This window comes from Microvirga pakistanensis, assembly GCF_004458765.1.
Lineage (GTDB): Bacteria > Pseudomonadota > Alphaproteobacteria > Rhizobiales > Beijerinckiaceae > Microvirga > Microvirga pakistanensis.
Window position 1 is genome coordinate 424133 of record NZ_SPJX01000187.1, and the last position, 13371, is coordinate 437503.

Sequence of the window (13371 nt, forward strand, 5' to 3'; positions counted from 1 at the left end):
CAAGGATATTGTTCAAGCGACAGGAGGCGCCGGCACTCACCCGCCGGCGCCTCCCTCGGGCCCTGCGCAGAGGTCACGTCATTGCAGGATGTTCTTTCCCTTCTTTCCTTCTCCGATGGCGGCTGGGGAGCTGCGCTCGCGGCAGGCACCCTCGTGACCTTGACGCTTGCCCTCGCCACGTTGCCCGTCGGCATTTTTCTCGGCCTCGTCGTCGCCCTGATGGCACGCTCCCGCAGCCCGCGTGCGCGCGCCGCCGCGACCGTGTTCACGACGGTGTTTCGTGGGTTGCCGGAGCTGCTTACGCTGCTCATCGTCTATTACGGCGGGCAGATCCTCATCCAGCGCCTGATGGCCTCGATGGGCTACGAGGGGCAGCTGCAGATCAATGCCTTTCTGGCTGGCGTCGTCGCCTTCGGTCTGGTTCTCGCGGCTTTCTCCAGCGAGGTCTGGGTCGGTGCGCTCAACACCATCGCGCGAGGGCAGTACGAGGCGGGAAGCGCGCTCGGATTGTCCAGGTGGCTCACCTTCCGGCTCGTGGTTTTCCCTCAGCTCATGAGAGCGGCTCTGCCGGGATTGTCCAACAACTGGCTGACGCTTCTGAAGGATACCTCGCTGATTTCGACCATCTCGCTGGTCGACCTGATGCGTCAGACGAACCTCGCGGTCGGCGCAACGAAGCAGCCGATCGTGTTCTATCTCGCGGCCTGCGTCATCTATCTGCTCCTCTCGGCCGGGTCGGGGCTTGCCTTCACGGTCCTGGAGCGCCGCGCCAATCGCGGCCATGCGCGAGGCTAGAATGACGTTCCGCGATATTCTGGGCTTCGTCATCGATCTCGATCTCCTGGACCGCTATGGCTGGCGCTTTCTCGAAGGCATCGGCGTCACGGCCCAGCTCGTGGCGATCTCCTTCACGCTCGGCGGAGCTCTCGGGCTGCTGCTGGCACTCGCGCGCCTGTCGGACAAGGGCCCGCTCCGGTGGCTTACGGGCGCCTACATCTATTTCTTCCGCGGCTCGCCGCTGCTCGCGCAGCTGTTCCTTCTCTATTACGGCCTCGGATCGCTGCGCGCGTTCTGGACGGATCTCGGGCTCTGGTGGTTCTTTCGCGAGGCCTGGTCCTGCGCCTTGCTCGCCTTCACGCTGAACACGGCGGCCTATCAGGCCGAGATCTTCCGGGGAGCCATCCGGTCGGTCCCGCGAGGGCAGCGGGAGGCTGCGGCGGCGCTCGGGATGCACAGGGCCGTCACCTTCGCGAAGGTCATCTTCCCCCAGGCGATGATCGTCTGCCTGCGGCCGCTCGGGAACGAATTGATCCTCATGATCAAGGCCAGCGCCATCGCGTCTCTCGTCACGATCTACGACCTCATGGGCGTGACCAAGCTCGCCTTCTCGCGCTCGTACGATTTCGAGCTCTATCTGTGGGCGGCCGTGCTCTACCTCCTCATCGTCGAGTGCATCAGGCGGCTGTGGGCGGTGCTCGAAAGACGGTTGACCCGTCATCTGAGGGCAGGGGACCTGCCTCAACCGGCGCAGCGGAACGGGCTGAGCCGCGTGACGAAGACCGCCCTCAAACCCAACGCACAGTAAAGATCGCCCATCATGCGTTATGACGTCATCGTGCTCGGCGCCGGGATCGTCGGCGTCTCCGCCGCGCTCCACCTGCAATCGCGTGGCCGCTCCGTCTGTCTCGTGGACCGCCGTTCGCCCGGCGAGGAAACGAGCTCCGGCAATGCCGGACTTATCGAGAGGGCCAGCGTCATTCCCTATGCCATGCCGCGCCAGGTCTCGGCTCTCCTCCGCTACGGCCTGAACCGCTCGCCGGAGGTGCGCTATCGCGTCTCGCATCTGCCGAGGATCGGCTCGTGGCTGTTCCAGTATTGGCGGCACTCCTCGCCGGAGCGTCTTCTCGAAGCCACCAACGCCATGCTGCCGCTCATCGAGCGCTGCGTGACGGAACACGACGGGCTCATCGAGAAGGCCGGCGTGTCGCATCTTCTGCGCCGCAGCGGCTGGATCGAGACGTTCCGTACCGTGGAGGGACAGCGGAAGGCTCTGGCCGCCGCCAAGGACGTCGCGCCTTACGGTCTTCGCTTCGATGTGCTCGATCCCGAGGAACTCAAGCGTCGCGAGCCCCATCTCGGGAATACGCCCGTCGGCGCCATCCATTGGCGCGACCCCACGACGGTGTCGGATCCCGAGGCGCTCACGAAAGGATATGCGAGGCTCTTCACGCAAGGGGGCGGGCGCTTTGCTTCGGGCGATGCCCGGACCCTCTCCCAGAGCGGCCGCGACTGGGTTGTGACCACGCACGAAGGGCCGGTCACGGCCGGCCAGGCCGTCGTGGCCCTCGGCCCCTGGTCCGACGGGATCTTCAAGCCGCTGGGCTACCGCATCCCGCTGGCGGTCAAGCGCGGCTACCATATGCATTACGGCGCAAGGGATGGCGCGCGCCTGAACCAGCCGGTGCTCGATTTCGAGGGCGGGTATGTGCTCACGCCGATGACCAAGGGCATCCGGCTGACGACCGGCGTGGAGCTGGCAGACTTCGACGCCCCAGAGGATTACGGTCAGCTCGATCAGGCCGAGGCCCTCGCCCGGGACCTGTTTCCCCTGGGCGAACGAGTGGAGCCGACACCGTGGCTCGGGCGCAGGCCGTGCCTGCCCGATATGCGGCCCGTGATCGGCGCCGCGCCGCGCCACGCAGGGCTGTGGTTCTGCTTCGGCCATGCCCATCACGGGCTGACCCTCGGACCCGTCTCGGGCCGCCTGCTCGCGGAGATGATGACCGGTGAGGCGCCGTTCTGCGATCCCACGCCCTATCGAGCCGACCGGTTCTGACGGAAAGGGCCCGATCGTGGCGAGTGGGCCCTTTTCTCCGCCTTAAGCCGCGTGCGGCGTGGCGGCCGCGCGAAGCAGCATGCCGAAGAGATCGCGCGGCTCGTCCGGGTCCGCCAGCAGGTCGAGCTCCTCGTAGAGGCCGGTTTCCTCGATTTGGCGTTTCACGTAGCGCAGGGCCGAGAAATCCTCGATGGCAAAGCCCACGGAGTCGAACAGGGTGATCTGCCGCTCGCTCGCGCGGCCCGTTTCCTGGCCGGCGATCACGCGCCACAGTTCCTTGACCGGATGATCCGGCGCGAGCTGCTGGATTTCCCCCTCGATGCGGGTCTGCGGCGGATATTCGACGAAGATGTCCGAGCGTTTCAGGATGTCGGCGTGAAGCTCCGTCTTGCCCGGGCAATCGCCGCCGACCGCGTTGATGTGCAGCCCGGAGCCGACCATGTTGTCGGTCAGAATCGTGGCGTTCTGCTTGTCGGCCGTCACCGTGGTGACGATCTCCGCCCCCTCCATGGCCTCCTCGATGGAGCCGCACACGGTGATGTCGAAGCCGTAGCCTGCGAGGTTGCGCACGCATTTCGCGCTCGCCGACCGGTCGATGTCGTAGAGACGTAAGCGGTCGATGCCGAGCAGAGCCTTGAAGGCGATGGCCTGAAATTCGGATTGCGCGCCGTTGCCGATGATCGCCATGGTGCGTGCGTTCTGCGGCGCGAGATATTTGGCGGCGACCGCCGAGGTCGCCGCCGTGCGCAGGGCGGTCAGGATCGTCATTTCGGTCAGCAGCACGGGATAGCCCGTGCCCACATCGGCCAGGACGCCGAAGGCCGTCACCGTCTGGCGTCCCTCGCGGGTGTTCTTCGGGTGGCCGTTCACGTACTTGAACCCGTAGACTTCGCCGTCGCTGGTGGGCATGAGTTCGATCACGCCCTCGCGGCTGTGGGAGGCGACCCGCGGGGTCTTGTCGAAGGATTCCCAGCGGCGGAAATCCGCTTCGATGAAGTCCGACAGCTCGGACAGGAAACGTTCCACGCCGATGGCGAGGACGAGCTTCATCATGTGATCGACGCTGACGAAAGGAACGATGTTCAACTTCGGGATCATGAGGGATTCGCTTGAGCGTAGGGATTCATTTGGGGCGTATGGCGATAGCTTTGGGTCGGACGGTCGAGCACCCGGCGGCCCATGAGGCTCGAGGCGAGGTCGACCATGAGCAGGGCCGTGCGGCCGCGCTCGTCCAGGAAGGGATTGAGCTCGACGAGATCGAGACTTCTCACGAGGCCGCTGTCGTGCAGCATCTCCATGATGAGGTGCGCCTCGCGGAAGGTGGCGCCGCCCGGCACGGTCGTGCCGACCCCCGGCGCGATGCCAGGGTCGAGGAAGTCCACGTCCAGGCTCACGTGGAGAATGCCGTCGGCCATGGCGACACGCTTCAGGAAGGCGTCCAGCAGAGGGGCCACGCCGTTCTCGTCAATGGCGCGCATGTCGTGGATCGTGATGCCCGTGGTCGCAAGCGCCGCACGTTCGGCGGGATCGACGCTGCGAATGCCCATCATGCAGACATTCTCGGGCTTCAACGGAGCGTGGAGTTTCGGGAAATAGCCTTCGAAGCCCTGGCGGCCCGTGGCATAGGCCATGGGAACGCCATGCAGGTTGCCGCTCGTGGTCGTCTCAAGGGTGTGGAAGTCCGGATGGGAATCCAGCCACAGGACGAAGAACTCGCGGCCTTCCTCGGCGGCGCGGCGGGCGAGGCCCGTGATCGAACCGGCCGAGAGGCTGTGATCGCCGCCGAGAAAGATCGGGACGCCTTCGCGGCTGGTCGTGTAGGCCGCGTCGGCGATGGCCTCCGTCCAGGCGACCGTTTCCGCGAGCGCCTTGATGCTCGCATTGGCATGACGCAGCTCACGCAGGGGCGCCGGCACCACATTGCCCCGGTCTTCCACCGTGTAGCCCAGGCGGCGCAGCTCGGTCGCGAGGCCGGCCGTGCGAAAGGCGCTCGGCCCCATGTCGCAGCCGAGCCGGCCGGCGCCTTCCTGAACAGGCACCCCGATCAGAATGCAGGGCTTTTGCATCATTCGCTCTCTCCACAGGTTATGAGCCAAGCTAGGGGAAGAGCTTGGCGATCTGAACAGGGCAGTTTGACAAATCGAGAAACTTGCCTGAGCACTTTGGAAAGCTTCCTTTCCCAAAGTGGTGGCCATGGACGACCTCGATCAGCGCCTCATCACGCTCCTGCGTCACAATGGCCGGCGCAGCGTTTCGGATCTCGCTCTCGAACTCGGCGTGTCCCGCGCGACGGTGCGTTCGCGCATGGAGCGTCTGGAGCGTTCCGGAGATATCGTCGGCTACACCGTGATCCTGCGCGCGGATGCTGTCTCACTGCCGGTGCGGGGCATCATGCTGATCGAGGTGGAGGGCCGCGCGGCCGACCGCGTCGTGGATGCTCTCGGGGGCTTCCCTGAGGTCAGCGCCATTCACACCACGAATGGAAAATGGGATCTCGTGGTCGAGCTCGGCGCGGCCAACCTGTCCGATTTCGACGGCATCTTGAGGCGCGTCCGGCTGATCCCGGGGGTCATCGCCTCGGAGACCAATCTGCTCCTGGCGACCCCGCGCAGCACCCGTGCCCGCCTGTGATCAGCGCCTAAGAGGCCGCGTCCCGGCGTGAACGCGACCCCATGCCGGGGCTCGGAAGGCGTTCAGCTCTTGTCGCCGGCCGTAAGCGACTGAACGTCGGCCTGAGGGGTGAGGTGCTCGATCGAGACCCAGGCCGTGCAGGATCTGAGAATGGGGGCGAGGTAGGCGCGGCTGCCCTCGATTTCGACGACCCGGCAGGGATAGGCCCGCCGGTCTCCCGGTGGGCGGTACACCACTGTGCTGCCGGGCTTGATTTCCTGGGAGATCGCGCGAAGGGACTGGCCTGGTGTGTAGGGCTCGCGGTGGCCATTATCCTGAAGAACCGAGGCCTTCTGGCCGGCCCGGTAACGATCGAGAGCCTCGATCGCGATGCGCGCCCGGTCGCGATAGCGATCCGTGACAACTCTCATTAGGGTTCCTTGCTCGCGGCCCGGATACCAGGAGACCCCACCAATTTTTGCAAGCTCTTCTGCGACGATTTCGATTTCTTCTTCGGTCATCGGCTCATTCCCTCGAAGAGGTCGGAGTGACGCTCAGATCCTGCGGTGATGGACCGTGATCTGATGCATGTGATTTATGGGCCCCGAAGAGTCGCTTCGATTTTTTAAGTTCGATTGCGTGACTCTGGATCGATCAGTGTACCGCGCAAGTTCTGTGATGCGCGTTGGTTATCCCCGCGGAATCAGACGCTCCTGCAAAATAGCCAATTGTTGGATATAAGGCATCCGCCGCTCCTGATGCTGCGCCTTCAGCTTTTCGAGAACCCGGATTCTCAAATTCAGATCGGGCGAATTCTTGCTGACCTTGTCTCTGGCTTGTTCATACTCGAAGTCGATATCGGCTAAGGTCGCGAGGAGTGATTGGAGTAAAGGTTTATCAGTCGGAGAGTACATTCTGGGCTGATATTGCTTGCTATATGATATATTGTTACCAGTTTTCGTATCCTTCATGCGCCGCCTCACGTTAACTTTGCGGTAACAGCTTCGACATTACTAAGCTCGGATTAATCCGTCTGTTGGGTATCCGACAAAGCTGGAAAAAGTTTTGCTTCTCCCTTTCTCGGATGGATGAGAAGCGCGCCGTGGTTAATCGCAACGAGCAACCGACGCACCAACGGACGCCGGTCAGGCCTTGTAGTCATAGGTGCCGGGGAGCAGGCGTTCGAAGCTCCTGCGAATTTTGCGATAGCATTCGCATGACATGTCCTCGAGCCCGGCACGGTCCATGATCGTAATGGTGCCTCGGCCCTGCTGGATTAGATCGGCAACCTGCAAAGCACGTGTCACGCTGCTGACGGTCGAGCGCTGCACGCCCAGCATTTCGGCCAATGTTTCATGGGTGAGAGGAAGTGCATCGGAATCGACGCGGTCGCGCATGCTCAAGATCCAGCGGCAGCAGCGAGCCTCCACGCTGTGGACGGCGTTGCAGGCAACGGTCTGCAGCGTCTGCGCCAGCAGTGCTTCCGTGAACCTGAACACCACCTCCCTGATCCGGGGGTGCTCACGAACAGCCTCTTTCAGGCGATCCACAGGGATCCGGGAGGCTGTGCCGGAGAGCTGCGCGACGTAACGCCCGAACGACTGGCGCGTCACGAGGGTGCTGACATAGCCGAACATGCCTTCCCGACCGAACAAGGCCATTTCCACCGTCCCGCCGTCCTCGAGGACGGTGGCCAGGGAGACAATGGCGTTGTGCGGAAAATAAGTATGCCACATCACTTCGCCGATGTCGTAGACGACCTTGCCCTTCGAAAGATCCACGAGTTCGAGGTAAGGCTTGAGGACCTCGAAGTCTTCAGGCTCCAAAGCCGCCAGGAGCCGGTTCTTACGATGGATGATCCCGCTACAACCATTCAGCATGTGAAGTCGTACCGATCTGTATGGCGCCTGATCCGAGGATCGAGCGGGTCTACGACAAGATGCTTGTGCAACTTCAGGTGGTCAATCGACCGATCTGCTCTTGTAAACAGGCATTCTTGCCTCTGCATGGGGATAAACACGCTGCCGTGAAGGAAGTTTTCATCTTACCGGGTGCAAGTGCGGCCTCAAAAGAAGTACCGCTCCGTCCATCGCGGCGGAGCGGTGCGGGCACGGTGCGGATGGGCTTTGGAGCTCTTCCGATTTACGCAGGAGAAGGGATGGCGCAGCATGAGGATCGACCGATTCCACGCTGCTTCAAGGCCAGTCACGTGAACGCACGCATCTCCTCTCCGCCGCCTGCGGATCTCGCCGATTGGTCGGCGGGCGATCTGCTCGAGGCCTATGCCGGCAGGACTCTGTCCCCCCTCGATGTCATGAAAGCCGTGATCGCGCGCATCGAAGCCTACGAGCCACGCCTCCAGGCCCTCTACGCCTACGACCCCGACGGGGCGCTGAAGGCCGCGCGGGACTCCGAGATGCGCTGGCTCAAGGGCGAGGCAAGGGCCCTCGACGGGATTCCCGCGACGATCAAGGAAAACATCGCGACCAAGGGCACGCCCGTTCCCCTCGGGACCGCCGCCCGTCCGCTGACGCCTGCGGCGGAGGATGCGCCTCCGGCCGCGCGCCTTCGTGAAGATGGGGTCGTCATTCTCGCCAAGACCACGATGCCCGATTACGGCATGCTCTCATCCGGGCTTTCGAGCTTCCATCCGCTCGCCCGCAATCCGTGGGATCTCACCAAGAATCCGGGAGGCAGCTCGGCCGGCGCGGGAGCCGCGGCGGCGGTGGGCTACGGACCCTTTCACATCGGCACGGATATCGGCGGCTCCATCCGGCTGCCGGCATCCTGGTGCGGCGTGTTCGGCCTCAAGCCCAGCTTCGGGCGCATTCCCATCGATCCGACCTATTACGGGCGCGTGGCGGGGCCGATGACGCGCAATGTGCGCGACGCCGCGCTGATGATGAAGAGCCTCACAAGGCCAGACATGCGCGATCCCATGAGCCTGCCGTATCAGGAGCTCCCTTGGCTTGATCTCGATATCGACGTCGGGACGCTCAAGATCGGCCTGATGATGGAAGCGGGCGTCGGCCTGGACCTCGATCCCGAAGTGCGCGCGGCCGTGCAGAGGGCGGCAGGGGCCTTCGCCGATGCGGGGGCGACCGTCGAGGAGGTGAAGCCCTTCATCACCCGCGAAATGCTCGACGGCCTCGACGATTTCTGGCGTCAGCGCGCCTGGATGGACATGGCTTCCCTGCGTGACGAGGAGCGTGCCAGGGTGCTGCCCTACATCCTCACATGGGCCGAGGGCGGGAAGGCCCTGACCGGCGCCCGGGTCTATGCGGGCATGAACCAGATGATGGTGATGCGCCACGCGGCGGTTGCCGCGACGCACCGTTTCGACTTCGTGCTCTCGCCGGTGGCCCCCAACGTGGCCTACGAGGCGGAGCTCGCATCCCCGATCCACGACCCCGAGAGGCCGTTTGAGCATATCGGCTACACGGTCGCCTTCAACATGTCCGACCAGCCTGCCGCCTCGGTCAACGCGGGCTTCACCGCAACGGGCCTGCCGATCGGCCTGCAGATCATCGGCCGCCGGTTCGACGATCTCGGCGTGCTCAGGCTCTCGCGCGCCTGGGAGGAGATGTGCCCCGACAAGCGGCTATGGCCCAGGCCGTAGGGGAGAGTGGCATTCCCTAGCGTCATCGCCGTCCCGGAGAGAGCGACACCGAGGATCGATGCGGCGGGTTTTCTGCAAGGCCGCCTGCTGGTAAACAGCCGCCATGACGTACAAAGTTGCCGCTCTCTACCAGTTCGTTTCCCTGCCCGATTTCCGGGAGATCCGCGATCCGCTCCATGCCCTCTGCACCGATCTCGGGATCAAGGGCACGCTTCTGCTCGCACAGGAGGGGATCAACGGCACCGTGGCCGGAACGGAGGAGGGGATCGACGCGCTCCTGGGCGAGCTGCGCGAGGGGCGCCTTTTCCAGGGCCGCCTCGACAATCTGGAACTCAAGTTCTCCGCCGCCTCGGAGATGCCGTTCAAGCGCATGAAGGTGCGGCTGAAGAAGGAGATCGTGACCCTGGGCGATCCGCAGGCAGACCCGACGAGACAGGTCGGGATTTACGTCTCGCCAGCCGATTGGAACACGCTCATCGAGAGCCCCGACATCGTCCTGCTCGACACCCGCAACGATTTCGAGGTCGAGATGGGCACCTTCGCGGGAGCCGTGGATCCGCGCATCAAGACGTTCAGCGCGTTCAAGGACTTTGTGCGCAACGAGCTCGACCCCGCCAAGCACAAGCGGGTCGCGATGTTCTGCACCGGCGGAATCCGCTGCGAGAAGGCCAGCGCCTACATGCTGGGCCAGGGCTTCGAGGAGGTCTACCACCTGAAGGGCGGTATCCTGAAATACCTGGAGGAGGTGCCGGAGACCGAGAGCCGCTGGAACGGTGGGTGCTTCGTGTTCGACGAGCGCGTGTCCCTCGGCCATGGCCTCGTCGAACGCCCGGAGGACAGGAGCCTGTTGGCCGATGAGTGACGCTCAATCCGTCGAGTCTCGCCTCGAAGCCCTGGAGGTGCGTGTCGCCTACCAGGATCAGGTGATCGAGGACCTCAACCAGACCGTCATCGATCAATGGAAGAAGATCGATGCCCTGAAGCGCCAGCTCAACAAGCTTCTCGACCGGGTCCAGGAGGTCGAGGATAGCGGTGCAGGCCCGCGAACGCCGGAACCCCCGCCGCCGCATTATTGAGATCCAATTATTCAACCATTCGGTTGACTATCTGATGCTTCGCGCATATATTCAACCTCATGGTTGAATTACATGCATCCCGGTTGGACACAGTCTTTCATGCACTCGGCGACGCGACGAGGCGGCGCATGCTCCGCGAATTGGCCAACGGAGAGCGGACTGTCAGCCAGCTTGCAGAGCCTTTTTCGATTTCGCTCGCGGCGGCCTCGAAGCACATCAAGGCGTTGGAGAATGCCGGACTGATCCGCCGCGAGGTGCGAGGACGGACCCATCTATGCCGCCTCGACCCTGGACCGCTCGCCGATGCCCATGAGTGGCTGCGCTTTTACGAACGTTTCTGGACCGATCGTCTGGACGCGCTGGAGAGGCTTCTCCTCGAAGAGGAGGCCGCCAAAGACCCAACCTCAACAGGAGAGAGCCAATGACCGATCTTGCGAGCCTCGATTCTTATGGCGTGCTGGCCGAGCCTGCCACGTTGACGATCCAACGCCTGCTGCCTGGCCCGGTGGAGCGTATCTGGGCCTATCTCACGGAAAGCGAATTGCGCCGGAAATGGCTGGCGTCGGGACATATGGACATGAAGGTCGGGGCACCTTTCGAATTGGTGTGGCGAAACGGAGAGCTGACCGATCCGCCTGAGCCACGTCCTCCGGGCTTCCCCGAGGAGCATCGGATGCAGAGCCAGATCACGGAGCTCGATCCGCCTTACAAGCTCGCCATCGCTTGGGGGAACACAGGCGGCGTTTCCTTCGAGTTGGAGCCGCAGGGTGAAAAGGTTCTTCTCACCGTGATCCACCGACGCCTGCCTGATCGTGGAACCATGCTGAATGTCAGCGCCGGGTGGCATATGCATCTCGACGTCCTGGCGACGATCGCAGCGGGCCAGCAGCCAAAATCGTTCTGGAAGGGCTGGGAGCGCCTGAAGGGGGAATATGACCGGCGGATCCCGGCCTGAGAGACCGGCAAGGGTGCAGGCGAACTGCTCAGGACAAGAGCTCTTACAGACCAGCTTGGCACTTGGTTCCTCCAAGTGCCAAAATTTTTTACATCCCCCTCTTGAACCGTAAAGCTTGTTCAACCAAATTTCCGACCGCGGAGGCCCGGAGAGGCTCCGCTTGTGGCAGTTAACGCACTGAAACCATTGGAGGAAGCTTCATGAAGTTCCGTCCTTTGCATGACCGTATCGTGGTCAAGCGGATCGATGCGGAAGAGAAGACGGCGGGTGGCATCATCATCCCCGATACCGCCAAGGAAAAGCCTCAGCAGGGCGAGGTCATCGCCGTCGGGCCCGGTGCCCGCAACGAGGCGGGACAGCTCGTCGCTCTCGACGTGAAGGTCGGCGACCGCGTGCTGTTCGGCAAGTGGTCCGGCACGGAAGTGAAGATCGATGGCGAGGATCTCCTTATCATGAAGGAGAGCGACATCATGGGCGTGCTGGACGAGACCGTCGCCCAGAAGAAGGCCGCATAAGGCCAGGCATTCAGAGTCACATATCGTTACGTCCAAGGAGTGACGAACAATGGCTGCTAAGGAAGTCAAATTCTCATCCGACGCGCGCGAGAAGATGCTGCGCGGCGTCGACATCCTCGCCGATGCGGTGAAGGTCACCTTGGGCCCGAAGGGCCGCAATGTGGTGATCGAAAAGTCCTTCGGGGCTCCCCGCATCACCAAGGATGGCGTCACCGTCGCCAAGGAGATCGAGCTCTCCGACAAGTTCGAGAACATGGGCGCGCAGATGGTGCGCGAGGTCGCCTCGAAGCAGAACGACCGCGCCGGTGACGGCACCACCACCGCGACCGTTCTCGCCCAGGCGATCGTGAAGGAAGGCGCCAAGGCGGTGGCCGCCGGCATGAACCCGATGGACCTCAAGCGCGGCATCGACATGGCCGTCGAGGCCGTGGTGGCCGACCTCAGGAAGAACGCCAAGAAGGTCACCTCCAACGACGAGATCGCCCAGGTCGGCACCATCTCGGCCAACGGTGACTCGGAAGTCGGCCGCATGCTGGCCGAGGCCATGCAGAAGGTCGGCAACGAGGGCGTGATCACTGTCGAGGAAGCGAAGTCTCTCGCCACCGAACTCGACGTCGTGGAAGGCATGCAGTTCGACCGCGGCTACCTCTCGCCGTACTTCATCACCAACGCCGAGAAGATGCGCGTGGAGCTGGAGGACCCCTACATCCTCATCCATGAGAAGAAGCTCTCCGGCCTCCAGGCGATGCTGCCCGTGCTCGAGGCGGTTGTGCAGACCGGCAAGCCGCTGCTGATCATCGCCGAGGACGTGGAAGGCGAGGCTCTCGCCACCCTCGTGGTGAACAAGCTGCGCGGCGGTCTCAAGATCGCTGCCGTCAAGGCGCCGGGCTTCGGTGATCGCCGCAAGGCCATGCTGGAAGACATCGCCGTTCTGACGAAGGGCCAAGTCATCTCCGAAGACCTCGGCATCAAGCTCGAGAACGTCTCGCTTCCGATGCTCGGCCGCGCCAAGAAGGTGGTGATCGAGAAGGAGAACACCACCATCGTGGATGGAGCCGGCGACAAGAAGGACATCGAAGCTCGTGTCGGCCAGATCAAGGCGCAGATCGAGGAGACCACCTCGGACTACGACCGCGAGAAGCTCCAGGAGCGCCTCGCCAAGCTCGCGGGCGGCGTCGCGGTGATCCGCGTCGGCGGCGCGACCGAGGTCGAGGTGAAGGAGAAGAAGGACCGCGTCGACGACGCCATGCACGCCACCAAGGCGGCGGTCGAGGAGGGCATCCTGCCCGGCGGCGGCGTCGCCCTGCTGCGCGCCCTGAAGGCGCTCGACGGCGTGAAGCCCGTCAACGACGACCAGAAGACCGGCGTCGAGATCGTGCGCCGCGCGCTTCAGGCTCCGGCTCGCCAGATCGCCCTCAATGCGGGCGAGGACGGCTCCGTGATCGTCGGCAAGGTGGCCGAAGCCAAGGAGTACTCCGCCGGCTGGAACGCTCAGACCGGCGAGTACGGCGACCTCTACAAGTTCGGCATCATCGATCCGGCGAAGGTCGTGCGCGTGGCCCTCGAGGACGCCGCCTCCGTGGCGGGCCTCCTCATCACCACTGAGGCGATGATCGCGGAGAAGCCGAAGAAAGAGGCTGCGGCCCCGGCGATGCCCGGCGGCGGCATGGACTTCTAAGCGTCCACTGTTAGGGACAGCTCGAAACAGGACGGCGCCGTGAAAGCGGCGCCGTTTTCTTTTTGGCTGACGGCGCTGGCGC

At 63.6% G+C, this 13371-nt stretch carries 15 protein-coding genes and 1 pseudogene; 11 read left to right on the forward strand and 5 right to left on the reverse strand.

Translation table 11 applies throughout. The features are described 5' to 3' along the window. The first annotated feature begins 81 nt into the window (after nucleotides 1–81). The 3 genes and pseudogenes from E4K09_RS13735 to E4K09_RS13745 all read left to right on the forward strand — a co-directional run bounded on the left by E4K09_RS13735 (nucleotide 82) and on the right by E4K09_RS13745 (nucleotide 2836). Nucleotides 82–795 (forward strand): ABC transporter permease, encoded by a 714-nt coding sequence (locus tag E4K09_RS13735; protein ID WP_134497877.1) that lies wholly within the window; start codon nucleotides 82–84, stop codon nucleotides 793–795. A gap of 1 nt (nucleotide 796) precedes the next feature. Next, a pseudogene (locus tag E4K09_RS13740) lies at nucleotides 797–1504 on the forward strand (ABC transporter permease); the annotation flags it as partial. A gap of 93 nt (nucleotides 1505–1597) precedes the next feature. Continuing rightward, nucleotides 1598–2836, forward strand: a complete 1239-nt coding sequence (locus tag E4K09_RS13745) for an NAD(P)/FAD-dependent oxidoreductase (RefSeq protein WP_134497881.1) — start codon at nucleotides 1598–1600, stop codon at nucleotides 2834–2836. 42 nt (nucleotides 2837–2878) lie between these two features. Here E4K09_RS13745 and E4K09_RS13750 read toward each other — a convergent pair whose 3' ends face one another. Continuing rightward, the gene (locus tag E4K09_RS13750) at nucleotides 2879–3934 is read right to left on the reverse strand and encodes an ornithine cyclodeaminase (RefSeq protein ID WP_134497883.1); all 1056 of its coding nucleotides are present in this window, start codon (nucleotides 3932–3934) and stop codon (nucleotides 2879–2881) included. Further along, nucleotides 3931–4905, reverse strand: coding sequence for an arginase (rocF, locus tag E4K09_RS13755; protein ID WP_134497885.1), 975 nt, complete (start codon nucleotides 4903–4905; stop codon nucleotides 3931–3933). Before rocF ends, E4K09_RS13750 begins: the two co-directional genes overlap by 4 nt. Nucleotides 4906–5029: 124 nt before the next feature. On the opposite strand from rocF, the gene E4K09_RS13760 reads away from it, so the two are divergent. Then, a complete protein-coding gene (locus E4K09_RS13760) occupies nucleotides 5030–5467 on the forward strand; it encodes an Lrp/AsnC family transcriptional regulator (RefSeq protein WP_134497887.1) in 438 nt (145 codons plus the stop codon). Between the two features lie 62 nt (nucleotides 5468–5529). On the opposite strand, the gene E4K09_RS13765 is transcribed toward E4K09_RS13760, so the two are convergent. The 3 genes from E4K09_RS13765 to E4K09_RS13775 all read right to left on the reverse strand — a co-directional run bounded on the left by E4K09_RS13765 (nucleotide 5530) and on the right by E4K09_RS13775 (nucleotide 7326). After that, complete coding sequence (locus tag E4K09_RS13765; RefSeq protein WP_134497889.1) at nucleotides 5530–5967, reverse strand: hypothetical protein; 438 nt, start codon at nucleotides 5965–5967, stop codon at nucleotides 5530–5532. 168 nt (nucleotides 5968–6135) lie between these two features. Further along, nucleotides 6136–6417, reverse strand: a complete 282-nt coding sequence (locus E4K09_RS13770) for a hypothetical protein (protein WP_134497891.1) — start codon at nucleotides 6415–6417, stop codon at nucleotides 6136–6138. A 174-nt stretch (nucleotides 6418–6591) separates the two neighbouring features. Beyond that, complete coding sequence (locus E4K09_RS13775; protein ID WP_134497893.1) at nucleotides 6592–7326, reverse strand: Crp/Fnr family transcriptional regulator; 735 nt, start codon at nucleotides 7324–7326, stop codon at nucleotides 6592–6594. A 278-nt stretch (nucleotides 7327–7604) separates the two neighbouring features. Between E4K09_RS13775 and E4K09_RS13780 the strand changes: the two genes are divergently transcribed. From E4K09_RS13780 to groL, 7 genes are all read left to right on the forward strand, one after another. Further along, nucleotides 7605–9065: an amidase gene (locus tag E4K09_RS13780; RefSeq protein ID WP_134497896.1), complete on the forward strand. Its 1461-nt coding sequence runs from the start codon at nucleotides 7605–7607 to the stop codon at nucleotides 9063–9065. A gap of 103 nt (nucleotides 9066–9168) precedes the next feature. After that, the gene (gene trhO / locus E4K09_RS13785; RefSeq protein ID WP_134497898.1) at nucleotides 9169–9927 is read left to right on the forward strand and encodes an oxygen-dependent tRNA uridine(34) hydroxylase TrhO; all 759 of its coding nucleotides are present in this window, start codon (nucleotides 9169–9171) and stop codon (nucleotides 9925–9927) included. After that, on the forward strand, nucleotides 9920–10141 hold the full coding sequence (locus tag E4K09_RS13790; protein WP_134497900.1) for a SlyX family protein: 222 nt from the start codon (nucleotides 9920–9922) through the stop codon (nucleotides 10139–10141). Before trhO ends, E4K09_RS13790 begins: the two co-directional genes overlap by 8 nt. A gap of 59 nt (nucleotides 10142–10200) precedes the next feature. Continuing rightward, nucleotides 10201–10566, forward strand: coding sequence for an ArsR/SmtB family transcription factor (locus E4K09_RS13795; RefSeq protein ID WP_134497902.1), 366 nt, complete (start codon nucleotides 10201–10203; stop codon nucleotides 10564–10566). Then, nucleotides 10563–11096: an SRPBCC family protein gene (locus E4K09_RS13800; protein WP_134497904.1), complete on the forward strand. Its 534-nt coding sequence runs from the start codon at nucleotides 10563–10565 to the stop codon at nucleotides 11094–11096. The genes E4K09_RS13795 and E4K09_RS13800 overlap by 4 nt, the downstream gene beginning before the upstream one ends. 200 nt (nucleotides 11097–11296) lie before the next feature. Beyond that, entirely contained in the window at nucleotides 11297–11611 is a 315-nt protein-coding gene (gene groES / locus E4K09_RS13805) for a co-chaperone GroES (RefSeq protein ID WP_134497906.1), read from the forward strand. 49 nt (nucleotides 11612–11660) lie between these two features. Further along, nucleotides 11661–13289, forward strand: coding sequence for a chaperonin GroEL (gene groL, locus E4K09_RS13810; RefSeq protein WP_134497908.1), 1629 nt, complete (start codon nucleotides 11661–11663; stop codon nucleotides 13287–13289). Nucleotides 13290–13371: the final 82 nt, after the last annotated feature.

Coding starts and splice junctions, on each gene's coding strand:
- groES (WP_134497906.1), top strand. CDS start 11,297: ATGAAGTTCCGTCCTTTGCATGACCGTATCGTGGTCAAGCGGATCGAT.
- E4K09_RS13775 (WP_134497893.1), bottom strand. CDS start 7,326: ATGCTGAATGGTTGTAGCGGGATCATCCATCGTAAGAACCGGCTCCTG.
- E4K09_RS13770 (WP_134497891.1), bottom strand. CDS start 6,417: ATGAAGGATACGAAAACTGGTAACAATATATCATATAGCAAGCAATAT.
- E4K09_RS13795 (WP_134497902.1), top strand. CDS start 10,201: ATGGTTGAATTACATGCATCCCGGTTGGACACAGTCTTTCATGCACTC.
- E4K09_RS13760 (WP_134497887.1), top strand. CDS start 5,030: ATGGACGACCTCGATCAGCGCCTCATCACGCTCCTGCGTCACAATGGC.
- E4K09_RS13765 (WP_134497889.1), bottom strand. CDS start 5,967: ATGACCGAAGAAGAAATCGAAATCGTCGCAGAAGAGCTTGCAAAAATT.
- E4K09_RS13745 (WP_134497881.1), top strand. CDS start 1,598: ATGCGTTATGACGTCATCGTGCTCGGCGCCGGGATCGTCGGCGTCTCC.
- rocF (WP_134497885.1), bottom strand. CDS start 4,905: ATGATGCAAAAGCCCTGCATTCTGATCGGGGTGCCTGTTCAGGAAGGC.
- trhO (WP_134497898.1), top strand. CDS start 9,169: ATGACGTACAAAGTTGCCGCTCTCTACCAGTTCGTTTCCCTGCCCGAT.
- groL (WP_134497908.1), top strand. CDS start 11,661: ATGGCTGCTAAGGAAGTCAAATTCTCATCCGACGCGCGCGAGAAGATG.
- E4K09_RS13750 (WP_134497883.1), bottom strand. CDS start 3,934: ATGATCCCGAAGTTGAACATCGTTCCTTTCGTCAGCGTCGATCACATG.
- E4K09_RS13800 (WP_134497904.1), top strand. CDS start 10,563: ATGACCGATCTTGCGAGCCTCGATTCTTATGGCGTGCTGGCCGAGCCT.
- E4K09_RS13780 (WP_134497896.1), top strand. CDS start 7,605: ATGGCGCAGCATGAGGATCGACCGATTCCACGCTGCTTCAAGGCCAGT.
- E4K09_RS13790 (WP_134497900.1), top strand. CDS start 9,920: ATGAGTGACGCTCAATCCGTCGAGTCTCGCCTCGAAGCCCTGGAGGTG.